The following is a 21,524-nucleotide window of genomic DNA, read 5'->3' as shown; positions in this document are numbered from 1 at the left end:
ACGCAGAGCCCGTCGTACGGTGTCACACGGGCAGGGTCGCCCTCTCGACGGCACCTAGAATCTGTGCATGGCGATCGAGATTCCCCGCGAACTTCTGCCCGTCGACGGCCGCTTCGGATGCGGCCCGTCCAAGATCCGTCCCGAGCAGGTGAGCGCACTCGCCGCCGTCGGGTCGAGCCTGCTGGGCACCTCGCACCGCCAGGCGCCGGTGAAGAACCTCGTCCGCAGCGTCCGCGAGCAGCTCTCCGCTCTGTTCCGCCTCCCCGAGGGCTACGAGATCATCGTCGGCAACGGCGGATCCACCGCGTTCTGGGATGCGGCCGCGTTCGGTCTCATCGAGAACCGCGCGCAGAACCTCGTCTCGGGCGAGTTCGGCGGAAAGTTCGCGAAAGCGGCGGCGGCACCGTGGCTGCAGGCGCCCGATGTGCGCAATGCCGAGCCCGGATCACGCGCGGCGGCCGAGATCGTCGAGGGCGTCGACGTCTACGCCTGGCCGCACAACGAGACGTCGACCGGTGTCGCCTCCCCGATCCGCCGGGTCGCCGCGGACGGCGCGCTCACCGTGATCGACGCGACCAGCGCCGCGGGCGGGATCGACTTCGACGTGACCGAGACCGACGTCTACTACTTCGCCCCGCAGAAGAACCTCGGATCCGACGGGGGCCTCTGGTTCGCCGCGGTGTCGCCCGCCGCCGTCGAGCGGATCGAGCGGATCGCCGCGTCCGGACGCTACATCCCCGAGTTCCTCAGCCTGAAGAACGCGGTCGACAACTCCCGTCTCGAGCAGACGCTCAACACCCCTGCCCTGACCACCCTGCACCTTCTCGACTCGCAGCTGCAGTGGATCAACGGCAACGGCGGACTCGCCTGGGCCGCCGCACGCACGAACGAGTCCTCCCAGGAGCTGTACCGCTGGGCGGAGGAGAGCGCCGTGGCGACGCCGTTCGTCGCGGACCCCGCGGACCGCTCCCCCGTCGTCGCCACGATCGACTTCGACGATGCGGTCGACGCGGCGGCCGTCGCCAAGACGCTGCGCGCGAACGGCATCGTCGACACCGAGCCGTACCGCAAGCTCGGCCGCAACCAGCTGCGCATCGCGACGTTCGTCTCGATCGAGCCGGACGATGTGCGCCAGCTCATCCGCTCGATCGACTACGTGCTGGAGCACCAGGGCTCCTGAGCCCCGGCTGAGATACGAGAGAAGGCGCCCCCGGCAGGGGGCGCCTTCTCTCGTATCGCGTCTCACCCGGGCGCTGCCCGAGGGGACGGATGCTCACTCCTCTTCGGAGTCGTCGTCCTCATCGTCGTCGGAGTCGTCAGCCTCGTCGTCCGAGTCGTCCTCGTCGTCGTCCGAGTCATCGTCGTCGTCCGACGAGTCGTCGAGCTCATCGATGTCCACGCCGTCGAGGTCGCCGGCGTGCAGACGCGGCGCCGCCTCGTCCTCGTCGTCGTCCAGCTCGTCCTCGTCGAGCTCATCCTCGTCGAGATCGTCGTCGTCGATGTCATCGACGTCGGATCCCTCCTCGAGGTCATCGCCGGGAAGCTCATCGGATCCGCTCGCGTCCGCGTCGTGCTGGGCCGAAGCGGCGAGCTCGGCCTGGTGCGCGCGGTAGTCGGCGAGACGCTCGGCCCACGGCACCCACTCCGGCGCGAGCAGGGCGCCGTCTCCCGGCAGCAGTTCGGCCTCCAGCACGGTCGGCTCCTCGTCGCCGACCTGGGCGACGGACACGGTCCAGTACCAGCCCGGATAGCCGCCGAGCCTGTTCTCGAAGCGCAGCGAGACCACGCCGTCGACCTCGGGGAGGTAGCCGGCGGCCGGCCCCACAGACGCCGCGGGGGTGATCTCGTGCAGCGCGGCGAGCGCGAGATCGCGCGCGCCCAGCAGGCGCTCGCTCACGAACGGGGCGGCGACGGGCTCATCGATCGAGAAGCGCTCCTCGACCGCGGGCGCGATCGTCTCGGCCGCGGTCTGCCCCGGCTCGACCGGCTGGGCGCCGGTGCCGTCGCTCTCAGGCATCGAAGTCCTCGGCCACGTTTCGCAGCACGGCGGCGATCTTGCGGCCGTGACTGGACGACGGATAGCGGCCCCGGCGGAGGTCCCCGCCGATGCCGTCGAGCAGCTTCACGAGGTCTTCGACGATCACGGCCATGTCGTCCGCGGACTTGCGCTTGGTCTTCGCGAGGCTCACGGGAGCCTCGAGCACGCGTACGGACAGCGCCTGCAGCCCGCGCTTGCCGTCGGCGACACCGAATTCGACTCGGGTGCCGGCCTTGACCGCGGACCCGGCGGGGAGGGACGTGGCGTGCAGGAAGACGTCCTGGCCGTCATCGGTGGTGATGAAGCCGAACCCCTTCTCGTCGTCGTAGAACCTGACCTTGCCGGTGGGCATGGGAGAACCTCGCTGCATTACTCGGGCGCCGGATCCGTGCGGATCCGATCGGGACGCGTGCGGAAGCCCCGCACCCCACCAGCCTACCGGTCACGGAGCGGGTAGGCTGGGACGGATGAGCACTCGGCAGCCTGCCCCCGAGCCCGAGATCCGCCGGATCGATCGGTTCCTGACGTTCGGCGCGCTGACGCTGGCCGCACTCTCCGTGATCTGCTTCTTCGTGATCATCATCGCGACCGCGGTGGGGATGAAGCAGGCCGACTTCACGCACGGCGCGTGGCCGGTCGTCGGAGTGTTCCCGTTCTGGGGTCTGCCGATCGCCTTCGTGATGATCGTCGTGCTGCTCATCATGAGCTTCGTGCGGAGAGGCCGCGCGGCGCGGCGCTCCTGACGCCGCCGCGAGCTGTTCTCCCCATGAGCACCCATGCGCGCCTTCTCGCCGAGGCGCTGTCCGCGCGCACCGACGAGGAACTCGCCGCGCTCTTCGGTCGTCGAGAGGTGCGCCCCGAAGCCGGCTGGAACGACTTCTTCGACGCCGCGGAGGCGCTGCTCGATCCGTCATCGCTGATGCGCATCCTCCCGAGGCTGACCCGAGCCGAGGCCCGCGGACTCGTGGCAGCGGCAACCGGCACGGATCCCGGTCCCGTCGCGGAGGCCCTTCGCTCGCTCGCGCTCCTCTCGCCCTCGGGTGCGACGCTGCCGCCATCGGTGGCGGCCGCGGTCGCCGGACGCGATGCACCGGCCGCCGCGGTCGAGGCCGCTCCGGCATCCGGCGTCCTCGCCGGGAGCACCGAGGAGCCCTCGGCGGCGCGGGCGGCCGAACGAGCGTTCACGACGGTCGCCACCCTCGCCGACGCTCTGCTCCTCGCCGAAGAGGGGCCGCTCGCGCTGCTCGCCGGAGGCACGGTCGGCCTCTCCGAGAAGCGCCGGCTGAGCGAACGCGGTCTCCCCGACGACCCGGCGCTCCTCGACGACGTGCTGGCGGTGGGCACGGCCGCCGGTCTGCTCCGGCCGATCGATCGCACCCTGCTCCTCTCCGCCGCCGGCGCGGCATGGCTCCGGCTCCCCGGCCCGGAGCGGTGGTCGCAGCTGGTCTCCGGCTTCCGCGACGCGCTCCCCGATGTGCTGCGGACCGCGGACGGCGGCTGGATCCCGCTGCGGGAATGGGCGGACGAGCACCCCTGGGACTCCGCCTGGCCCGCTCGTACCGGCGCCCTGCTCCGGCAGGCACGGCTGCTCGGCCTCGTGATGGACGAGCGCGCGAGCCCCGAGCCTCTCGAGACCCCGTGGGCCGAGGCGCCGCGGCGCGGAGCGGATCCGGATCCGGCCGCCCTCGCCGCCTACGTTCCCGCAGAGGTCGACCGGATCTTCCTGCAGAACGACCTCACCGCGATCGCACCGGGGCCCCTGCTGCCCGCACTCGACCTGCGGCTCCGTGGCATGGCCGCGCGGGAGTCGGCCAGCCAGGCCTCCTCCTACCGTTTCACGGCCGACTCGCTCAGCACGGCGCTGTCCGCCGGCGAGACGGAGGGCGGCGTCCTGGCGTTCCTCGAGGAGATCTCGCTCACCGGCGTGCCCCAGCCGCTGCGCTACCTGCTGGCGCAGAGCGCGAGCAGGCACGGCCAGGTGCAGGTGGGCACAGACGCGGAGACCGGGCGCACCCGCGTGCGCAGCCGCGACCCGCACCTGCTGCAGGCGATCGGCGTGGATCAGGCCCTGCGCCCGCTCGGCCTCGTCCCCGAGGACAGCGCGGAGGACGGCATGGTGCTGACCACGCGCGTCAACCGCGACACCGTGTTCTGGGCGCTCACCGACGAGCACTACCCCGCCGCCCTCGTGGATGCGGAAGGGGCCGTCGAGCGTCCGGTGCGCACCACCGCGGAGAGCGCACCCGCGCCGCCCTCCGACACGCAGCGCTACGAGGCGCTCATCGCGCATCTGCGCGAGGCCCGTGAAGACGACGCGGACGCCGCCTGGCTGGAGCGCGAGCTCGAGCACGCCGCGAAGCAGCGCGCCGTGCTCGCCGTCGAGGTGGCGATGCCCGATGGCACGGCGCGGGAGCTCGTGCTCGAGGTGACCGGTTTCGGCGGCGGACGCCTGCGCGGCCGCGATCGCGCGAGCGACGTCGAGCGCACCTTGCCCATCCGCTCGATCCTCTCCACCCGCGCGATCGAGGACACCGGATCCTGATGCGGCCCCGTCGGCCGCACGGTCCGAGGGGGCGCCCCACGACGGCCGCGCCCGGTGGCGGGCGCCCGCTCCCCGGGACGACCGGTAGACTGATCCGCTATGTCTGATGGCCCGCTGATCGTCCAGAGCGACCGCACCGTACTGCTCGAGGTCGCGCACCCCGACGCCGAGAGCGCCCGGCACGAGCTCGCGATCTTCGCCGAGTTGGAGCGCGCGCCCGAGCACATCCACACCTACCGGGTGACCCGGCTGGGACTGTGGAACGCGCGCGCGGCCGGGCACACGGCCGAGGACATGCTGGAGACCCTGGACCGCTGGTCGCGGTTCCCGGTGCCGCCGTCCGTGTCGGTCGACATCCGCGAGACCGTGAACCGCTACGGCAGGCTCGTGATCGAGCGGGACGACGAGGGCCTCCTCATCCTGCGCTCCACCGACCCCGCCGTGCTCACCCAGGTCGCCGGGAACAAGCGGATCCAGCCGCTGCTCGTGGGGCACCCCTCCCCCGACACCTACGTCATCGACGCCTGGGCCCGCGGGCAGATCAAGCAGGAGCTGCTGAAGATCGGCTGGCCCGCCGAGGACCTCGCCGGCTACACACCGGGCACCCCGCACGAGATCACCCTGGCCGAGGACGGCTGGACGATGCGCCCCTATCAGCAGGATGCGGTCGACGCGTTCGCGAAGGACGGATCCGGCGTCGTCGTGCTCCCCTGCGGCGCCGGCAAGACGATCGTGGGTGCCGGCGCGATGGCCGCGACCAAGACCACCACGCTCATCCTCGTCACGAACGCCGTCTCGGCGCGGCAGTGGCGCGACGAGCTCATCAAGCGCACCAGCCTGACCGCCGAGGAGATCGGCGAGTACTCCGGGCAGGTGAAGGAGGTCAAGCCGGTCACGATCGCGACCTACCAGATCCTCACCGCGAAGCGGAAAGGCCAGTACGCGCACCTGTCGCTGCTGGACGAGATGGACTGGGGCCTCGTGGTCTACGACGAGGTGCACCTGCTGCCCGCGCCGGTGTTCAAGCTCACCGCCGACCTGCAGGCACGGCGTCGGATCGGCCTCACCGCCACGCTCGTGCGCGAGGACGGCCGTGAGGGCGACGTGTTCAGCCTCATCGGTCCGAAGCGCTTCGACGCGCCGTGGAAGCAGATCGAGGCGCAGGGCTTCATCTCCCCCGCCGCCTGTTACGAGGTGCGCGTGGACCTGCCGCCGGACGACCGGCTGGAGTACGCCGCCGCAACGGACGACGAGCGCTACCGCCTCGCCGCCTCGGCGCCGGCCAAGATCACCGCCGTGCGCGAGCTCATCGCGAAGCACCCCGGGGAGCGCATCCTCGTGATCGGGCAGTACCTCGACCAGCTCGAGGAGCTGTCCCAGGCGCTCAACGCGCCGTCGATCACCGGGGCCACCCCCGTCGACGAGCGCGAGGAGCTGTACCGCCAGTTCCGCGAGGGCGAGATCGAGCTGCTCGTGGTGTCGAAGGTCGCGAACTTCTCGATCGACCTGCCGGAGGCCTCGGTCGCGATCCAGGTCTCCGGGTCCTTCGGCTCCCGACAGGAGGAGGCGCAGCGGCTCGGGCGCCTGCTGCGCCCCAAGCAGTCCGGGCACACGGCGAGCTTCTACACGCTGATCGCCCGCGACACGGTCGATCAGGACTACGCGCAGAACCGCCAGCGCTTCCTCGCGGAGCAGGGCTACAGCTACACGATCCTGGATGCCCACGAGCTCGAGGCCGCCTGACCTCTCGCTTCTTGCCCTTCCCTCTTCCGCGCTTCCCTCTTCCGCGAGACTCCAACTCCGCGACGAGACTGCAGGCCTCAGGCGCAGTCTCGTCGCGGAGTGGGAGTCTCGCGGTCTTGGTGACGCCTCACGCAGCGCGCGCGAACCAGTCCAGGGTCAACCGCGCGACATCGTCGGGCCGGTCGTCGGTGAGGAAATGCGCGCCGCCCTCGACGAACGCCAGCTCGAACCGGTCGGCATGATCGGCGTGATTGCGGCAGATGCGGCGCGCGGTCGGCTCGGCGAACGGTCCGTCCTGCTGACCGAACACGCACAGCATCGGCGGATGCAGCCGCATTCGCTTGTAGACCCCGCGCATGAGCCGCATCGAGACCGGAATCACCATGCCTCGGTACAGCGCGGTGACGGCGCGCTCGATCTCGGGCCCCCCGTGGACGCTCAGGTACGTGTCGATCGTGCTGTCGGTCATCGGCTGCGCGGCGTAGCGCGGCCCGAACAGGTACCGCAGCGAACGCCCGGGACGGTGGGTGAGCAGAGCCGGCATGTGCGCGAACGCCGGCATGACCCGGGGAGTGAACTCCATGAAGCCAGGGGGCACGGAGACCTGGACGATCGCGCGCACACGCTCCGGACTCCGGTAGGCGAGCTGCATCCCGGAGATCGCCCCCATGTCGTGGCACAGGAGGAACGCGCGCTCGATGCCCAGCGCGTCGAGCACTGCCTCGACGTCATCCACCTGCGATTCGGCATGGAAGCTCGGATCCTCGCTCTCGGTCCAGCCGGATCCTCGCAGGTCGGGGCAGACCACCCGGTATCCCTGCGCGGCGATCGCAGGCGCGATGAGACGCCACTGCCACCAGTGCATCGGGAACCCGTGCAGAGCGAGGACCGGATCGCCCTCACCGATGACCGCGACGTGCGTGCGGAGGCCCGGAGTCTCGATCATGAGGTGCTCGAAGCCCTGCACTTCGGGAAGCGGCGGCGACCACGCGCGTCCCACGGCTCCCGTCGAAGACGCCTGCGTATCCATGGCGAGACCTCCCTGTCATCGCACGACGCGGATCCACCGACCCGCGTTCCTGAATGTTACTACGTTTATAGTGTCGTGTCACTAGGGACGTAGTAGCTACGCTCGTCCCATGAGCAGTACCCGCCGTCGTGCCCTCGAAGCCGCCGTGACCCTGATCGGGACCGAGGGCATCCGGTCGCTCACGCACGGGAAGGTGGACGCCGCGGCCGCGCTGCCCGCAGGCTCCACGTCGAATCACTTCCGCACCAGGGCCGCCCTCGTCGCGGGCGTGGTCGAGTGGCTCGCCCAGCAGGAGCGCCAGGACGGGGGTCTTCCCGAGGTCCATAGCCGGGATGAGCTCGTGACCCTGCTCTCGCGCATGGGCGCCGCGCAGACTGGCCCGCTGGCCGCGCGCACCCGCGCGAGATACGCGCTGTTCCTCGAAGCTGATGACGACGCGATCCGGCCGCTGCGGGATCAGCGCCGGGGCATGGAGGAGTGGATCCGCGGCGTGCTGACGGAGCTCGGAGGCAAGAGCGCGGCACCCAACACGACGTTCCTGATGGCCGCGTGCGACGGCCTTCTCCTGCACCGCCTCACGGTGGACCCTGAGGTGCCGATCGACGACGTGATCGCTCGCGCGGTGGACGCGGCGCTGCGGAGCTGAGCCCCGTCACGCACCGGCTCAGCCGGACGGATCCTCTCCCGGCCCCAGCCCGCAGCGCCAGCAGGGTGCGGCCGGGTCGTCCAACAGCGCGCCGCACTCCGGGCACACCTTCGAGAGCCAGCACGCCGCGTCCCCTCCGCGCTCGTCATCCACGGTCCCTGCGCTCCTTCCTTCCTCCCCCGGCCATGACCGCGCCATGACCGCGAGACTGCAACTCCGCGACGAGACTGCGGTCCACAGGCGCAGTCTCGTCGCCCATTTGGAGTCTCGCGGTCACGGTGGGGGCACGGCGGGGTCGGCCGCGGGGTCAGGTCTGCGGGATGACCGTCAGCACGCGGGCGGTGAACTCCGCGAAGGCGGCCATGAACTGGCGCAGGAACTCCTCGGTCCCGGGCGTCGTGACACGGCCGTCGTCGTCGATGAGGCCCGGCGAGTAGTGGATGTAGGCCTCGGGCGCGGTCATCTGCCGGGCGTTGAGGAAGCCCAGCGTCGCACGCAGCGACTGCTGACCGACCGCGGTGCCGATCGCGCCCATGGACGCGCCGACGACGCCGGTCGGCTTGTGCGCCCACACGTTCTGCCCCCACGGCCTACTGCCCCAGTCGATCGCGTTCTTCAGGGGCCCCGGCAGCGAACGGTTGTACTCCGGCGTGACGAACAGCACCGCGTCCGCGCTCGCCACCGCTGCCTTGAAGTCGAGGGCGACCTGCGGATAGTCGGCGTCGAAGTCGCGGTTGTACAGCGGCAGGTCGGCGTAGGAGATCTCGAAGAACTCGAAGCCCTCTGGAGCCAGATGCGTCAGCGCGTTCGCGAGTCGGCGGTTGATGGATTCCCGGGAGAGGCTGCCGATGACGACGCCGACACGGTACGGACCTTCGTGCTCGATGATGTCGATCTTCATGGGTCTCACTCTGCACCCGGAGGGGCCGGATCGTCACGCATCCTGAGCCGTCGCATAGCCATTCCCTAGGGAAGTTCCGCCCGCAATCAGCGCGAACACGGATCGGGTCACCATAATGGGGGCATGACTGAAGCGCGCATCCTGGTCGTCGACGACGAACCCAACATCCGCGATGTCCTCTCCACGGGCCTGAGCTTCGCCGGTTTCTCGGTGAAGACGGTCGCCAACGGCGCCGCCACGATCTCGGCCGTGCTGGAGGAGGAGCCCGACCTCATCATCCTCGACGTGATGCTCCCCGACATGAACGGGTTCAGCGTCACCAAGCGACTGCGGGGCGCCGGATTCACGGCGCCGATCCTGTTCCTCACGGCGAAGGACGACACCGAGGACAAGATCGAGGGCCTGAACGCCGGGGGCGACGACTACGTCACCAAGCCCTTCGCGCTCGACGAGATCGTCGCTCGCGCACAGGCGATCCTGCGTCGCACGATGCAGGCGGATGAGGAGTCCGTGATCCGCGCCGGCGAGCTGTCGATGGATCAGGACACGCACGACGTGTTCGTCGGATCCAGCCCGATCGAGCTCAGTCCGACGGAGTTCAAGCTCCTCCGGTACCTCATGCTCAACCCCAACCGCGTGCTGTCGAAGGCGCAGATCCTCGACCATGTCTGGGAGTACGACTTCAACGGCGACGCGGGCATCGTGGAGAGCTACATCTCGTACCTCCGCCGCAAGATCGATCCGCACACCGAGGAGCCGGTCATCCAGACCAAGCGCGGCTTCGGCTACATGCTCAAGGTGGGGAAGTCCGCGTAACGGATGGCAGAGCCCGACGCGATCACGCGATGGTGGCGCCGGATCAGCCTTCGCGCGAAGGTGACCGGCGTCACCGTCGGCGTGCTCGCGCTCGGCCTGGTCGTCACCGGGATCGGCACCATGCCGATCCTGCGCAACCTGCTCATCGACAACGTCGAGTCCCAGCTGCCGACCCTCGTGACGAGCGACCTCGCCACGATCACCCCTGACGGATACGGCGCGTTCAGCGTCACCCTCAAGGACGAGACCCTCGGCCTCGCCGACTACTTCGTCGCCGTCTACGACACGGGGGGTGCGCTCGTGTACGCGGGCGGCGGCGCGCCGAAGGCCGTCAAGCCCGAGTTCCCGACCTCCTATCCCCTGGCCCGCGCGACGCTCGACGCCGGACGCACGGAGCCGATGGTCCTGCGCGGCGCGGACGGATCCGAGTTCCGCGCGGCGGTCGCGGTGCGCGAGGATCCCAGCACCAACATCACGTACACGCAGATGGTCGCGGTCTCGCTGGACGAGCCGGACCGCATCCTCGCGACGTTCTTCGGCGTGTTCACCACCGTGGCGCTCGTGACGATCATCATCGCCGCGCTGGCGACCCGAGGACTGGTGACACTGGCGTTCCGCCGATTGGGGCGCGTGGAGTCCACCGCGATGGCAATCGCCGCGGGCGACTTCAGCCAGCGGCTCACGGACCTCGAACCGACCACCGAGGTGGGACGGCTGAACGGCGCCATCAACACCATGCTCGACCGCCTCGACGCGGCGATCTCCCAGCGCGACCGCTCCGTGCAGCAGATGCGCCGCTTCGTCGGCGACGCCAGCCATGAGCTACGCACGCCGCTCGTGAGCGTTCGCGGCTATGCCGAGCTCTACCGGATGGGCGCGATCAAGCCCGGTGAGGACACCGCGCGCGCGATGGACCGGATCGAGAAGGAGGCGCTGCGGATGGGCGTGCTCGTCGAGGATCTGCTCGCCCTCGCCCGCCTGGACGAGCAGCGCGAGCTGACCATCGAACCGCTCGACCTGCGTCCGCTCGCGCAGGACGCCGCGCTCGACCTTCGCGCCGCCGCACCGGAGCGCCCCGTCACGGTCGTCGACATGACCGCCGAGGCGCATCCCACGGATCCGCCCGTTCGTTCCGCCACCGCGATCACGCGACCCGCTCCCGTGACCCGCAGCACGCCCACGCGCGGCCGCATACCGGCGATCCTGCGCCGTCGTCCGAGGGACGGCGACCCGGTTCCCGAGATCGACTTCTCCGAAGCGATCGTCGCCCCCGTCTCCACCCCGCCGATCGTGCTCGGCGAGGAGAACAAGGTGCGCCAGGTGATCGCGAACCTGCTGGGCAACGCCCGCCGCTTCTCCCCCGGCGATTCCCCGATCGAGGTCGTCGTCGGCGCGGATCGGCGCAGGGACGTGGGCTGGTTCTCGATCGTGGATCACGGCGAGGGCGTGCCTGAGCAGATCAGGGATCAGATCTTCCAGCGCTTCTGGCGCGCCGACTCCTCGCGCACCAGGGACACCGGCGGCGCGGGCCTCGGCCTCGCGATCGTGGCGTCCATCGTGCGGGCGCTGAACGGTTCGGTGCAGGTGACCGAGACGCCGGGCGGCGGCGCGACGTTCACGGTGTCGCTGCCGCTCGCTCCGCCGCGGGCGACACCCGAGCACCTGCTGCAGGACACGCAGCCCATCGAGCCGCTCGATCTCTCGCGCTGAGCGCGCTCCTCGCCGCGCCCGGATAGGTCCGCACATCTCGGGCTCCCACGGGGCTCCGCACGGATTGCGCGATGAGCCCGAAACGGTGCCACCCCGATCCTTATCGTCGAACGCATCCGATGCACCTCGACGAAAGGATCCCCCCATGACCGTCTTCAGCGTCGACACCGACGCGGTCTCCGCCACCAGGCTCTCCGCCCAGGCCACCGCCGACCGGCTGCAGAGCGACTCGGCGACCATGCTCTCGCAGATGACCCTGCTGCAGTCGTCCTGGCGCGGACCCGCCGCCCTCGCCTGCCAGAACGCCACGGAGCAGTGGCGCGGCGCGCAGGCCCACGTGGAGCAGGCCCTCGCCGCGATCGCGCAGGCCCTCGGATCCGCCGAGCAGTTCTATGCGCAGGCAGAGATCGAGACCGCCGCGCTGTTCCGCTGACCAGGCGCCGGGCGCGCCGACCGGCCACGGGGCACCACGGGCCCGCGCCGCCGCGCCGCCGCGCGCGCTCGCTCCGAACACGGAGAAGGCCCCCGGGACGGATCCCGGGGGCCTTCTCGAAAGGGGGATGGACTCAGAAGTCCATGCCGCCGGACGGGTCGGCCGGCATGGCCGGCGCCTTCTCCGGCTTGTCGGCGACGACGGCCTCGGTGGTGAGGAACAGGCCGGCGATCGACGCGGCGTTCTGCAGCGCCGAGCGGGTGACCTTGGCCGGGTCGATGATGCCCTGTGCGAACATGTCGCCGTACTCGCCGGTCGCGGCGTTGAGGCCGTGACCCGTGGAGAGCTCGGAGACCTTGTGCGCGACGACACCCGGCTCGAGACCGGCGTTGAGGGCGATCTGCTTGAGCGGCGCCTCGATCGCGACGCGAACGATGTTCGCGCCGGTCGCCTCGTCGCCCGCGAGCTCGAGGCCGTTGAGGGCCTTCGTGCCGGACTGGATCAGCGCGACGCCACCACCGGCGACGATGCCCTCCTCGACGGCGGCCTTCGCGTTGCGGACGGCGTCCTCGATGCGGTGCTTGCGCTCCTTGAGCTCGACCTCGGTGGCCGCGCCCGCCTTGATGACGGCCACGCCGCCGGCGAGCTTGGCGAGGCGCTCCTGCAGCTTCTCGCGGTCGTAGTCGCTGTCGGTGTTCTCGATCTCGCGACGGATCTGGGTCACGCGACCGGCGATCTGCTCGGCGTCGCCGGCACCCTCGACGATCGTGGTCTCGTCCTTGGTGACGATGACCTTGCGCGCACGGCCCAGCAGGTCGAGGGTCGCGTTCTCGAGCTTGAGACCGACCTCCTCGGTGATCACGGTGCCACCGGTGAGGATGGCGATGTCCTGCAGCTGCGCCTTGCGACGGTCGCCGAAGCCCGGAGCCTTGACGGCGACGGACTTGAAGATGCCGCGGATCTTGTTCAGCACCAGGGTCGCGAGGGCTTCGCCCTCGACGTCCTCGGCGATGATGACGAGCTCCTTGCCGTCCTGGATCACCTTGTCGACGACGGGCAGAAGGTCCTTGATGTTCGAGATCTTCTGGTTCGCGATGAGGATGTACGCGTCCTCGAAGACGGCCTCCTGGCGGTCCGGGTCCGTGACGAAGTACGGGTTCAGGTAGCCCTTGTCGAAGCGCATGCCCTCGGTGAGCTCGAGCTCGGTGCCGAAGGTCTGGGACTCCTCGACCGTGACCACGCCCTCCTTGCCGACCTTGTCGATGGCCTCGGCGATGAGCTCGCCGATCTCCGGGTCGGCGGCCGAGATCGACGCGGTGGCGGCGATCTGCTCCTTCGACTCGATCTCCTTGGCGGAGGCGAGCAGCTCGGCGGTGATGGCGGCGACGGCCTTCTCGATGCCCTTCTTCAGGCTGATCGGGTCGGCACCGGCGGCCACGTTGCGCAGGCCCTCGCGGACGAGCGCCTGTGCGAGCACGGTGGCGGTCGTGGTGCCGTCTCCGGCGACGTCGTCGGTCTTCTTCGCGACCTCCTTGACGAGCTCCGCGCCGATCTTCTCGTACGGGTCGTCGAGCTCGATCTCCTTGGCGATGGAGACGCCGTCGTTCGTGATCGTGGGGGCGCCCCACTTCTTCTCGAGCACGACGTTGCGGCCACGCGGGCCGAGGGTCACCTTGACCGCGTCGGCCAGGATGTTCAGGCCGCGCTCGAGACCGCGACGGGCCTCCTCATCGAAAGCGATGATCTTTGCCATGAGTTCTGTCGTCCCTCCTGGACGTAGACATTGGGTTTAGCACTCAGATCAGTCGAGTGCTAAACCCAGTCTGGCACTCGACCCCTGTGAGTGCAAGCCGCGGAGGGAGCGTCCGAACTCAGCCCGTCGAACCGTCGCCCGAGGTGTCGGCGGGGGTCGGCTCGGTCGTCGGAGCGTTCTTCGCGAGATCCTGCCCGAGCACCACCGTCAGCTGCTTCTGACCGGCCACGACGTCGTCGCCGTACTGATCGCTCAGGGCGATCTTCGTCGCCCCGATGAGGTTCGCGAGCGCCTGCGCCGCGGACTTGTCCGCCTCGGTCTTGTAGTAGACCGTCGTCGCCGGGAAGTCCTGCGTGCTGGCGTCGCTCGCGGCCACCGCGTTCCCGGCGAACCCGGCGGCGACGATCGTGTCGCGTGTGCTCGCGGCGAGGCCGTTCGCCGTGGTCGCATTCAGCACCAGCACGGCGTACGACGTGTCCAGCGCCGGAGCGGAGGCGGTCGCCGTCCGTGACACGCTGGGCATCGGCGTGCTGGTGTCGAAGCTGATCCTGCCCATCGCGAGCATCGCGGCGAAGATGCCGATGGCGATGAGCACCGCGGTCGCCACGGCGGCCCAGAGCAGCACGAACCAGCCGCGCATCCCGGGGTTCTCGGCGCGGTGGGCGCCGACCCGGCCCTGGGCGTGCGGGATCACGTCGAATCGGTCGCGGGCGGATTCAGGCATTCCATGATGTTATCCGGGGTGCTCCTGCGGTTTCCGTGAACGACAGGCCGGGAGTACGAGGCGAGTCCTCGGCTCAGCGGGCGGAGAGCGCGGTGCGACCGGCCCGACGCGCGGCCGCATCCTCGCGGATCCGGCGAAGACGACGCACCAGCATCGGATCCTCGACCAGCGCCTGCTCGGAATCGATGACCCGGTCCAGAAGCTGGTAGTACCGCGCCGGAGTGAGCTCCAGCTCGGCCCGGATCGCCTCTTCTTTGGCACTGGAGTGCCCGGGGCGCCGCGCCTCGAACGCGAGGATGACGCGCTCGCGGTCGCTCAGGAGGTCGGTCACCGTTCCAGGCTACGTCCCGAGGGGTGCCGTTCGAGGACGGCGCGCCTGCCCGTGGCCCCTCGGCGCGCGGAACGCGGGAGAATGGATCCGACCCTGGGAGGATCCATGTCGCATCGCGTGACCAAGACCGACGCCGAATGGCGGGCCGAGCTCGACCCGCAGCAGTACGCCGTGCTGCGCGAGGCCGCGACCGAACGGGCGTGGACCGGCGAGCTGCTCGACGAGCACCGCGCAGGCCTCTACACCTGCGGCGCGTGCGGTTCCGAGCTGTTCCGCAGCGGCACGAAGTTCGACTCCGGCTGCGGCTGGCCGAGCTTCTACGAATCCGTCCGCCCCGAGGCCGTGCAGCTCATCGAGGACACCAGCCTCGGGATGACCCGCACCGAGGTGCGCTGCGCGAACTGCGGTTCGCACCTTGGCCACGTCTTCCCGGACGGGTTCGGCACGCCGACCGGCGACCGCTACTGCATGAACTCGATCGCGCTGTCCTTCCAGCCCGACGAATCCGCCACCGAGGCATGAGCGCGCTCGAGGCCGTCCGACGCCGGCAGTCCTGGTCCAAGGTCACGCCCGAGGCGCCGACGCGCGAACAATTGCTGCCGCTGATCGCCGCCGCCGGCCGGGTCGCCGATCACTCCTCGCTCCGGCCGTGGCGCCTGATCGAGCTGCGCGGGGAGGACCGGGAGCGGCTGGGATCCGCGATCGCGGAGGCGACGGGCGACTCCTCTCCGTCGTCCAAGCCGTTGCGCGCCTCCCTCCTGATCGCCGTCGTCGCCAGCTACCGGCGCAGCGACAAGGTGCCGCGCTGGGAGCAGGAGGCGGTCGCCTCGGGCGTCGCGCACGTGCTCAGCCTGCTGCTCGACGAGGCCGGCTGGGGCGTCATCTGGCGCACAGGCGGTTACACCCGCGCCGCGGCCGTGGCGCGCACGCACGGGCTCGGACCCGACGAGGAGCTGCTCGGATGGCTCTACGTGGGCGGCAAGCCGGGGAAGGAACCGGGCCGGCGCTCACCCGTCGACGCCGAGGCCGTGCTCTCCCGCATGCCGGCCGAGCGCGCGGACCACGACGGCGTGCCGGCGCAGGATCCCGGAAAGCCCGACGCCTGCGGGAAGAAGGCGAAGAAGAAGGCGAAGAAGAGGGCGAAGAAGGCCGCCAAGAAGGCCGAGAAGCGGAAGAAGGCCGAGAAGGCGGAGCGAAAGCTCAGGAAGGCCGAGAAGCGGAGCTGAGCCGCCGGCGGCTCCGCCACGGCAGCGCGGCCAGCACCGACAGCACCGCGGCGAGCACCATGACGACGACCTGCCATGCGGCGGGTCCCGCAGCAGGCGGCCAGATCAGATCGATCAGCACCGACACCGCGAGCTGACCGAGCACGGCGCCGAGCCCCATCAGCAGCACTCCCGTGCGGGCCACGATGACCACGCCCAGCAGGATGTAGGACGCGCCGAGCAGCCCGCCCAGGTAGAGCCACAGATCGCCGGGAAAGGCCGCCGGCAACGGCTCTGGCGCTCCCGTGACGAGCAGGCTCGCGCCCGCCGACACGGAGAGCACGAGCACTCCCCCGACGAAGCTCATGTACGTCGCGCCGAGGGGCGAGGCGATGCGCTGTCCGAGTCTGCCGTTCACGGCGGACTGGAACGCGATGCCCGCACCGGTGAGGAACGGCAGCACCAGCATCCACCACGGCGCCCGGCCGAGCACGTCTCCGCCGAGGGAGACGCCGACCGCGATGAGGGCGCACGCGCCGCCGATGAGCCTTCCGGGGGTGATGGCCACCACGCCGGCGGGTCCGAAGCCGAACCGGTCCAGCAGCAGGCCGTGCAGCGTCTGACCAGCCACCACGCCGACGCTGAACAGGGCGACCCCGAGCACGCCCGCGACGAGTCCCTGCGTCGACACGGTCAGCGCGCCGCAGGCGCCGCCGAGCAGCATCCACCATGGCACGTCTCCGGTGCGGATCCCTCGCCACAGGCGCCCGAGCGCCAGGCGTCCGGAGCGCGTGAGCAGCACGGGGAAGCTCAGCAGCACCAGGCCCACGGCGAAGGACACCCAGCCGGCGAGGATCCCGTTGTCGAGGTGCACTCCGAGCTGCCCGTTCACGCGCGCCTGGATCGCCGTCATCGCGCCGATCGCGACTGCTCCGCCGAGCGCCAGCGCGGTGCGGCCGCGCCTCGGCGTCGGGGTGTGCACTGTCACTGTCCCGAGCCTACCGCCGCGCATCGGTGCTCTGCCCTCGCCGATGTCCGAGGGCGGAGGTACGCTCCCTCCATGTGCGCGAGCTACGGTCTGGATCCCCGGTTCAGCTATCAGCAGCTGATCGAGGAGGCCGACGACGAACTCATGGAGGGCATCCGCGCCTGGGCGCGGCGCAACGCGGATGAGACCCTGCGCCCCACCGGACGGCTGCTGCGCAACCTCAACCCGATCCTCGTGCCCTCGGAGTCGCGGACGCCGCAGCTCGAGGAGGCATGGTGGGGCTTCCTCGTCGATGGCAGACCCTCGCGCTTCCCGTCCATCAACACGCGCTCCGAACGCCTGCAGGAGCGTCCGGGAAGCCTGCGCGGTCGGGCGATCGTGCCCGCCACGCGGTGGTTCGAGATGCAGAAGCCGTCGAAGTCCTGGCACGAATTCGGCCTGGACGGCGCCCTGTTCGGCATGGCGGCGGTGACGCAGCGCGGGCGCGCCGAAGACGGATCCTGGTTCACGTGCTACTCGATCGTGATGCAGCCCGCGCCGGCGCGCCTGGCCGGGATCCACGACCGCATGCCCGTTCTGCTGCCGGCGGCGTTCGCACAGGACTGGCTGGACGGCGCACCCACGCGCGAGCTCATGGACGACGCACTGCTGGCCTCGGCAGACGCGACGCAGCGGGTGCAGACCGCATCCATGACCGCGTCGCCCTGAGCGGGATGGGAGCCTCCTGCCGGACTCGAACCGGCCACCTGCGGTTTACAAGGCCGCTGCTCTACCAGATGAGCTAAGGAGGCGAGAGTGGCCCGAGAGCCGCTCCCAGCGTAGCAATGCGCGACGCCCCGGCACGCACGCACCGGGGCGGATCCGCGCGCTACTTCGCGGTCGAGGGCGACGGCGTGGGCGAGACCGTCGGGGCGCTCGTGCCGTAGTACGAGTCGCTCGCGACGGACAGCACGAACTGGCTGAACTCGGCGGCGTCCGTGAGGGATCCGGCGTAGACCTGGCCGTTCACGACGATCGTCGGCGCGCCGCTCAGGGCGCCCTTCTTCGACCCGGGCAGCGGGCCGTCCACGGCCCGCTGCGTGACGTCCTTCACCCAGGAGTCGTAGGTGCTCTCGTCGACGCAGTTCTGCAGGCCCTTGGCGTCCTTGACGCCGCTCGAGACGGCGAGGTCGATGAGCTCCTTGTCGCTCTTGCCGTCGGTGTCCTGCTTCGGCTGATCGATGAGGAGCGCGTGGTTGAACGCGTAGAAGACGTCGGGCTGCATCGAGGCGACGCAGGCCGCGGCGGACGCGGCGCGCAGCGAGTACTTGGTGCCGTTGGAGTTCGCGGTCAGCAGCGCGACGGGGTGGTAGGTCACGGTGGCCGCATCCTGATCGACCCAGGTGGCGAGCTGCTTCGCGTTCGCGCGCTCGAAGTCGCTGGCGCCCGGCGAGAGGTAGTCGACGTAGACGTGGATGTCGACCGTGCCCGCGGTGGCCGTCGGATCGGGCGTCGGCGAAGCGGTTTCGGTCGCCGCAGGCGTGCCGGCGGTGGTCGGAGAGGGAGTGGGCGTGCTCGCGGACCCGGCACGCGCCGCGGCGAGATCCTCCTTGGTCACGACGACGCCGTCGTCCTGGAGGTTCGACGGGGTGAGCGACGGCTTCGACACGGCGGAGCCCACGGCCCAGGCCACGGCGCCGCCCGCGGCGCCGACCACGACGATCGCGACCACGGCGATGATCACTCGTCGCATGATCCGGGCGCGGGACTGCTTGGCGTTCACCTGCTGGGCCTTCTCCCGCACGGCCGCACGAGAGTGCGAGGGCGTGGGGACGTTCGGCGTTTCGTCGCTCGACATCGTTCCTCTTGATTCCTCGGGATGGGCATCCCCGTTCGCCAGCGCCGACGGGAGCGGCACGGCACGGGTTCGATGCTAGCCAGGGAGGCTGAGAAATGACCAGACGGCCCCTGGTCGGACCCTGCGAGATTCCGTTCGGAAAGCGCTTCGCCGGTGACGCTGGACCGGTCGGGAGCTCTCATGTCATACTGATCCCGGTCCGATGGCGGGCCACGGCGGGTTCACCCTCGTCGCTTTTTCACTACGGATCGTCCGGCACGTACCTGCCGGTGAAGGAGAAGACAATGGCAACTGTGACCTTCGACGAGGCCACCCGGCTCTACCCCGGCGGCACCCGCCCCGCGGTCGACAAGCTGAACATCGAGATCGCCGACGGCGAGTTCCTGGTTCTGGTCGGCCCCTCCGGCTGCGGAAAGTCCACCTCCCTGCGTATGCTCGCCGGCCTCGAAGAGGTCAACGCGGGCCGCATCCTCATCGGCGACCGCGACGTGACCGACGTCCCGCCGAAGGACCGCGACATCGCGATGGTGTTCCAGAACTACGCGCTGTACCCGCACATGACCGTCGCCGAGAACATGGGCTTCGCGCTCAAGATCGCCGGCGTCGGCAAGGAGGAGCGCGCCGCCCGCGTCCTCGAGGCCGCCAAGCTGCTCGACCTCGAGCCCTACCTGACCCGCAAGCCGAAGGCCCTCTCCGGTGGCCAGCGTCAGCGCGTCGCGATGGGCCGTGCGATCGTGCGCCAGCCCCAGGTGTTCCTCATGGACGAGCCGCTGTCCAACCTCGACGCCAAGCTCCGCGTGCAGACCCGCACCCAGATCGCCTCGCTGCAGCGCCGCCTCGGCGTCACCACGGTCTACGTCACGCACGACCAGACCGAGGCGCTCACCATGGGCGACCGGATCGCCGTGCTCAAGGACGGTCTGCTGCAGCAGGTCGGCTCGCCGCGCGATCTGTACGAGAACCCGAGCAACGTCTTCGTCGCCGGCTTCATCGGCTCCCCCGCGATGAACCTGTTCACCTCCGACCTCGCCGACGGCGGCGTGCAGTTCGGCTCCGAGGTCGTCCCGCTCGACCGTGAGACGGTCAGCGGCGCCACGGGTTCGCAGGTCACGATCGGCGTGCGCCCCGAGGACATCACCGTGGGACCTGCCGACGGCAAGGGCCTCTCGGTCGTCGTCGACCTCGTCGAGGAGCTCGGCGCGGACGGCTACCTCTACGGCCACACCGAGATCAACGGCAAGCGCACCGACCTGGTCGCGCGCGTCGACGGTCGCAACCACCCGAACGCGGGCGAGACCGTCACGCTCGCGGCCAACCCGGGCCACGCGCACGCCTTCGACCTCGAGTCGGGCGAGCGCCTGAACAAGAAGCCGATCGCCGCTTCCTGATCACCGTCTGATCGACGCGGCGCGGGGGATATCCCCCGCGCCGCGTCGTCGTCTCCCCCGCCGATCCCCCCGAGGAGCACCGTTGAAGGACGCGCTGACCATCACCGCGAGCGCCGTGGATCCCGGCCTGCTGTCACTGCCCTGGTCGCAGCCGCTGTCGAAATGGCCGTCCGAGGTGATCGTCTCGCTCCCGAAGGGTCTCTCCCGTCACCTGGTGCGCTTCGCGGATCTGTCCGGATCCGTCGTCGCGGTGAAGGAGACCACGGAGGAGATGGCGCGCCGCGAGTACGAGATGCTGGGCAACCTCGCCCGCCTCGACGTGCCCTGCGTGTCCCGCGTCGCGGTGATCGCCGGTCGCACGGACAGTAAGGGCGAAGCTCTGCCGGCGGCCCTGGTGACCTCGCACCTGCGCTTCTCGATGCCGTACCGGGCGCTGTTCACCCGGGTGCTGCGGCCGGACACCGCCACGCGCCTCGTCGACGCGCTCGCACTGCTGCTCGTGCGTCTGCACAACGTCGGCTTCTACTGGGGCGACGTGTCGCTCTCGAACGCGCTGTTCCGCCGCGACGCCGGGGCGTTCGCCGCCTACCTCGTCGATGCAGAGACCGGCGAGCTGCACGAGGAGGGGCTGACCGACGGCCAGCGCGCCTATGACCTGGATCTGGCCCGCACCAACATCGCCGGGGAAATCCTGGATCTCGCCGCCGGCGGACGGCTCGAGCGGGGCGTGGACGCGGTCGCGATCGCGGACGGCATCGTGTCGTCGTACCGCTCGCTATGGGCCGCGCTGACCGCGCACGAGTCTTTCGCCGCGGGCGAGGCGTGGCGGATCACCGAGCGCGTGGAACGGCTGAACGCGCTCGGCTTCGACATCGGCGAGATGTCGATCCAGACCACCGCGGACGGCACCAGGGTGGAGATCGAGCCGAAGGTCGTGGATGCCGGCCACCATCAGCGCCGCCTCATCCGCCTGACCGGCCTCGATGTCGAGGAGAACCAGGCCCGGCGACTGCTGAACGATCTGGACGAGTTCCGTGCCCGCTCCACCAAGCAGTGGGCGGACGAGGAGATGTACGCGCACGAATGGCTCACGCGCGTGTTCGAGCCGGTGGTGCGCGCGATCCCCTACGACCTGCGCGCCAAGCTCGAGCCTGCCGAGGTGTTCCACCAGGTGCTCGAGCACCGCTGGTACATGTCGCAGGCGCGGGGGCGGTCGGTGCCCCTGGCCGAGGTGCTGACCTCCTACATCAACGATGTACTGCGGCATCGCCGCGACGAGGCGACGATCATGGGCCCGCCGACCGAGACGATGTCGCTCCCGGTCATCACCGGATCCGTCCCCGTCGACGACGACCCCGACATCGACTGGCGCGACCTCGTCTGAGCCCCCGGGTCTCCCCCGCCCCTATCGACCGCGAGACTCCATCTGGGCGACGAGA

Annotated in this window: 22 protein-coding genes and 1 tRNA gene; 13 read left to right on the top strand and 10 right to left on the bottom strand. The window is 70.3% G+C overall.

Annotated elements, in window-relative coordinates; genetic code table 11:
- Nucleotides 1–67 precede the first annotated feature (67 nt).
- Nucleotides 68–1,180: a phosphoserine transaminase gene (gene serC / locus CQ044_RS01505; RefSeq protein WP_105686351.1), complete on the top strand. Its 1,113-nt coding sequence runs from the start codon at nucleotides 68–70 to the stop codon at nucleotides 1,178–1,180.
- Nucleotides 1,181–1,273: 93 nt separating this feature from the next.
- On the opposite strand, the gene CQ044_RS01500 is transcribed toward serC, so the two are convergent.
- Both CQ044_RS01500 and CQ044_RS01495 read right to left on the bottom strand, forming a co-directional pair.
- Nucleotides 1,274–2,017: a DUF3027 domain-containing protein gene (locus CQ044_RS01500; RefSeq protein WP_105686349.1), complete on the bottom strand. Its 744-nt coding sequence runs from the start codon at nucleotides 2,015–2,017 to the stop codon at nucleotides 1,274–1,276.
- Nucleotides 2,010–2,390 carry a cold-shock protein gene (locus CQ044_RS01495; protein ID WP_045273485.1) on the bottom strand — a complete coding sequence of 127 codons (381 nt, stop codon included), beginning with the start codon at nucleotides 2,388–2,390 and terminating at the stop codon, nucleotides 2,010–2,012. The genes CQ044_RS01500 and CQ044_RS01495 overlap by 8 nt, the downstream gene beginning before the upstream one ends.
- Before the next feature lie 115 nt (nucleotides 2,391–2,505).
- Here CQ044_RS01495 and CQ044_RS01490 point away from each other — a divergent pair, with 115 nt between their 5' ends.
- From CQ044_RS01490 to CQ044_RS01480, 3 genes are all read left to right on the top strand, one after another.
- On the top strand, nucleotides 2,506–2,781 hold the full coding sequence (locus CQ044_RS01490) for a multidrug ABC transporter ATPase (RefSeq protein ID WP_105686348.1): 276 nt from the start codon (nucleotides 2,506–2,508) through the stop codon (nucleotides 2,779–2,781).
- 23 nt (nucleotides 2,782–2,804) lie between these two features.
- On the top strand, nucleotides 2,805–4,580 hold the full coding sequence (locus CQ044_RS01485) for a helicase-associated domain-containing protein (protein ID WP_105686346.1): 1,776 nt from the start codon (nucleotides 2,805–2,807) through the stop codon (nucleotides 4,578–4,580).
- A gap of 99 nt (nucleotides 4,581–4,679) precedes the next feature.
- Complete coding sequence (locus tag CQ044_RS01480; protein ID WP_105686344.1) at nucleotides 4,680–6,323, top strand: DNA repair helicase XPB; 1,644 nt, start codon at nucleotides 4,680–4,682, stop codon at nucleotides 6,321–6,323.
- Between the two features lie 127 nt (nucleotides 6,324–6,450).
- Here CQ044_RS01480 and CQ044_RS01475 read toward each other — a convergent pair whose 3' ends face one another.
- Nucleotides 6,451–7,353 carry an alpha/beta fold hydrolase gene (locus CQ044_RS01475; RefSeq protein ID WP_105686342.1) on the bottom strand — a complete coding sequence of 301 codons (903 nt, stop codon included), beginning with the start codon at nucleotides 7,351–7,353 and terminating at the stop codon, nucleotides 6,451–6,453.
- A 109-nt stretch (nucleotides 7,354–7,462) separates the two neighbouring features.
- On the opposite strand from CQ044_RS01475, the gene CQ044_RS01470 reads away from it, so the two are divergent.
- The gene (locus CQ044_RS01470) at nucleotides 7,463–7,999 is read left to right on the top strand and encodes a TetR/AcrR family transcriptional regulator (RefSeq protein ID WP_105686341.1); all 537 of its coding nucleotides are present in this window, start codon (nucleotides 7,463–7,465) and stop codon (nucleotides 7,997–7,999) included.
- A 307-nt stretch (nucleotides 8,000–8,306) separates the two neighbouring features.
- Here the strand turns inward: CQ044_RS01470 and CQ044_RS01465 are convergent, their stop codons facing one another.
- Entirely contained in the window at nucleotides 8,307–8,900 is a 594-nt protein-coding gene (locus CQ044_RS01465; RefSeq protein ID WP_105686339.1) for an NADPH-dependent FMN reductase, read from the bottom strand.
- A gap of 123 nt (nucleotides 8,901–9,023) precedes the next feature.
- Between CQ044_RS01465 and CQ044_RS01460 the strand changes: the two genes are divergently transcribed.
- From CQ044_RS01460 to CQ044_RS01450, 3 genes are all read left to right on the top strand, one after another.
- Nucleotides 9,024–9,716, top strand: a complete 693-nt coding sequence (locus CQ044_RS01460; protein WP_045273479.1) for a response regulator transcription factor — start codon at nucleotides 9,024–9,026, stop codon at nucleotides 9,714–9,716.
- Nucleotides 9,717–9,719: 3 nt separating this feature from the next.
- Nucleotides 9,720–11,426: a cell wall metabolism sensor histidine kinase WalK gene (locus tag CQ044_RS01455; RefSeq protein ID WP_045273478.1), complete on the top strand. Its 1,707-nt coding sequence runs from the start codon at nucleotides 9,720–9,722 to the stop codon at nucleotides 11,424–11,426.
- A 145-nt stretch (nucleotides 11,427–11,571) separates the two neighbouring features.
- Nucleotides 11,572–11,859, top strand: a complete 288-nt coding sequence (locus tag CQ044_RS01450; protein WP_105686338.1) for a WXG100 family type VII secretion target — start codon at nucleotides 11,572–11,574, stop codon at nucleotides 11,857–11,859.
- A gap of 133 nt (nucleotides 11,860–11,992) precedes the next feature.
- On the opposite strand, the gene groL is transcribed toward CQ044_RS01450, so the two are convergent.
- The 3 genes from groL to CQ044_RS01435 all read right to left on the bottom strand — a co-directional run bounded on the left by groL (nucleotide 11,993) and on the right by CQ044_RS01435 (nucleotide 14,667).
- On the bottom strand, nucleotides 11,993–13,612 hold the full coding sequence (gene groL, locus CQ044_RS01445) for a chaperonin GroEL (protein WP_105686336.1): 1,620 nt from the start codon (nucleotides 13,610–13,612) through the stop codon (nucleotides 11,993–11,995).
- Nucleotides 13,613–13,730: 118 nt separating this feature from the next.
- On the bottom strand, nucleotides 13,731–14,336 hold the full coding sequence (locus tag CQ044_RS01440) for a LytR C-terminal domain-containing protein (RefSeq protein WP_105686334.1): 606 nt from the start codon (nucleotides 14,334–14,336) through the stop codon (nucleotides 13,731–13,733).
- 73 nt (nucleotides 14,337–14,409) lie between these two features.
- Nucleotides 14,410–14,667 carry a DUF3263 domain-containing protein gene (locus CQ044_RS01435; RefSeq protein ID WP_105686332.1) on the bottom strand — a complete coding sequence of 86 codons (258 nt, stop codon included), beginning with the start codon at nucleotides 14,665–14,667 and terminating at the stop codon, nucleotides 14,410–14,412.
- A 105-nt stretch (nucleotides 14,668–14,772) separates the two neighbouring features.
- On the opposite strand from CQ044_RS01435, the gene msrB reads away from it, so the two are divergent.
- The gene (msrB, locus tag CQ044_RS01430) at nucleotides 14,773–15,189 is read left to right on the top strand and encodes a peptide-methionine (R)-S-oxide reductase MsrB (RefSeq protein ID WP_045273474.1); all 417 of its coding nucleotides are present in this window, start codon (nucleotides 14,773–14,775) and stop codon (nucleotides 15,187–15,189) included.
- On the top strand, nucleotides 15,186–15,893 hold the full coding sequence (locus CQ044_RS01425; RefSeq protein ID WP_105686330.1) for a nitroreductase family protein: 708 nt from the start codon (nucleotides 15,186–15,188) through the stop codon (nucleotides 15,891–15,893). The genes msrB and CQ044_RS01425 overlap by 4 nt, the downstream gene beginning before the upstream one ends.
- Here the strand turns inward: CQ044_RS01425 and CQ044_RS01420 are convergent.
- The gene (locus CQ044_RS01420; protein ID WP_258133095.1) at nucleotides 15,868–16,860 is read right to left on the bottom strand and encodes a DMT family transporter; all 993 of its coding nucleotides are present in this window, start codon (nucleotides 16,858–16,860) and stop codon (nucleotides 15,868–15,870) included. The two genes, CQ044_RS01425 and CQ044_RS01420, sit on opposite strands and share 26 nt — an antisense overlap.
- A 72-nt stretch (nucleotides 16,861–16,932) precedes the next feature.
- Between CQ044_RS01420 and CQ044_RS01415 the strand changes: the two genes are divergently transcribed.
- Nucleotides 16,933–17,568: an SOS response-associated peptidase family protein gene (locus CQ044_RS01415; protein ID WP_105686329.1), complete on the top strand. Its 636-nt coding sequence runs from the start codon at nucleotides 16,933–16,935 to the stop codon at nucleotides 17,566–17,568.
- Between the two features lie 10 nt (nucleotides 17,569–17,578).
- On the opposite strand, the gene CQ044_RS01410 is transcribed toward CQ044_RS01415, so the two are convergent.
- Nucleotides 17,579–17,651 (bottom strand) — tRNA-Thr (locus CQ044_RS01410).
- 77 nt (nucleotides 17,652–17,728) lie between these two features.
- On the bottom strand, nucleotides 17,729–18,697 hold the full coding sequence (locus CQ044_RS01405; RefSeq protein WP_105686328.1) for a thioredoxin domain-containing protein: 969 nt from the start codon (nucleotides 18,695–18,697) through the stop codon (nucleotides 17,729–17,731).
- A gap of 284 nt (nucleotides 18,698–18,981) precedes the next feature.
- Here CQ044_RS01405 and CQ044_RS01400 point away from each other — a divergent pair, with 284 nt between their 5' ends.
- Both CQ044_RS01400 and CQ044_RS01395 read left to right on the top strand, forming a co-directional pair.
- Nucleotides 18,982–20,085 carry an ABC transporter ATP-binding protein gene (locus CQ044_RS01400; RefSeq protein WP_105686326.1) on the top strand — a complete coding sequence of 368 codons (1,104 nt, stop codon included), beginning with the start codon at nucleotides 18,982–18,984 and terminating at the stop codon, nucleotides 20,083–20,085.
- Nucleotides 20,086–20,167: 82 nt separating this feature from the next.
- The gene (locus CQ044_RS01395) at nucleotides 20,168–21,469 is read left to right on the top strand and encodes a DUF4032 domain-containing protein (protein WP_105686325.1); all 1,302 of its coding nucleotides are present in this window, start codon (nucleotides 20,168–20,170) and stop codon (nucleotides 21,467–21,469) included.
- Nucleotides 21,470–21,524: the final 55 nt, after the last annotated feature.

The organism is Microbacterium sp. MYb64 (assembly GCF_002979495.1).
Classification (GTDB): domain Bacteria; phylum Actinomycetota; class Actinomycetes; order Actinomycetales; family Microbacteriaceae; genus Microbacterium; species Microbacterium azadirachtae_A.
The sequence above is the reverse complement of the archived record's forward strand: the minus strand, read 5'-3'. Positions and strand labels throughout refer to the sequence as shown.

Excerpts from the sequence above, each read along its gene's own strand:
- serC (WP_105686351.1), top strand. The coding sequence starts at position 68 with ATGGCGATCGAGATTCCCCGCGAACTTCTGCCCGTCGACGGCCGCTTC.
- CQ044_RS01500 (WP_105686349.1), bottom strand. The coding sequence starts at position 2,017 with ATGCCTGAGAGCGACGGCACCGGCGCCCAGCCGGTCGAGCCGGGGCAG.
- CQ044_RS01495 (WP_045273485.1), bottom strand. The coding sequence starts at position 2,390 with ATGCCCACCGGCAAGGTCAGGTTCTACGACGACGAGAAGGGGTTCGGC.
- CQ044_RS01490 (WP_105686348.1), top strand. The coding sequence starts at position 2,506 with ATGAGCACTCGGCAGCCTGCCCCCGAGCCCGAGATCCGCCGGATCGAT.
- CQ044_RS01485 (WP_105686346.1), top strand. The coding sequence starts at position 2,805 with ATGAGCACCCATGCGCGCCTTCTCGCCGAGGCGCTGTCCGCGCGCACC.
- CQ044_RS01480 (WP_105686344.1), top strand. The coding sequence starts at position 4,680 with ATGTCTGATGGCCCGCTGATCGTCCAGAGCGACCGCACCGTACTGCTC.
- CQ044_RS01475 (WP_105686342.1), bottom strand. The coding sequence starts at position 7,353 with ATGGATACGCAGGCGTCTTCGACGGGAGCCGTGGGACGCGCGTGGTCG.
- CQ044_RS01470 (WP_105686341.1), top strand. The coding sequence starts at position 7,463 with ATGAGCAGTACCCGCCGTCGTGCCCTCGAAGCCGCCGTGACCCTGATC.
- CQ044_RS01465 (WP_105686339.1), bottom strand. The coding sequence starts at position 8,900 with ATGAAGATCGACATCATCGAGCACGAAGGTCCGTACCGTGTCGGCGTC.
- CQ044_RS01460 (WP_045273479.1), top strand. The coding sequence starts at position 9,024 with ATGACTGAAGCGCGCATCCTGGTCGTCGACGACGAACCCAACATCCGC.
- CQ044_RS01455 (WP_045273478.1), top strand. The coding sequence starts at position 9,720 with ATGGCAGAGCCCGACGCGATCACGCGATGGTGGCGCCGGATCAGCCTT.
- CQ044_RS01450 (WP_105686338.1), top strand. The coding sequence starts at position 11,572 with ATGACCGTCTTCAGCGTCGACACCGACGCGGTCTCCGCCACCAGGCTC.
- groL (WP_105686336.1), bottom strand. The coding sequence starts at position 13,612 with ATGGCAAAGATCATCGCTTTCGATGAGGAGGCCCGTCGCGGTCTCGAG.
- CQ044_RS01440 (WP_105686334.1), bottom strand. The coding sequence starts at position 14,336 with ATGCCTGAATCCGCCCGCGACCGATTCGACGTGATCCCGCACGCCCAG.
- msrB (WP_045273474.1), top strand. The coding sequence starts at position 14,773 with ATGTCGCATCGCGTGACCAAGACCGACGCCGAATGGCGGGCCGAGCTC.
- CQ044_RS01425 (WP_105686330.1), top strand. The coding sequence starts at position 15,186 with ATGAGCGCGCTCGAGGCCGTCCGACGCCGGCAGTCCTGGTCCAAGGTC.
- CQ044_RS01415 (WP_105686329.1), top strand. The coding sequence starts at position 16,933 with ATGTGCGCGAGCTACGGTCTGGATCCCCGGTTCAGCTATCAGCAGCTG.
- CQ044_RS01405 (WP_105686328.1), bottom strand. The coding sequence starts at position 18,697 with ATGTCGAGCGACGAAACGCCGAACGTCCCCACGCCCTCGCACTCTCGT.
- CQ044_RS01400 (WP_105686326.1), top strand. The coding sequence starts at position 18,982 with ATGGCAACTGTGACCTTCGACGAGGCCACCCGGCTCTACCCCGGCGGC.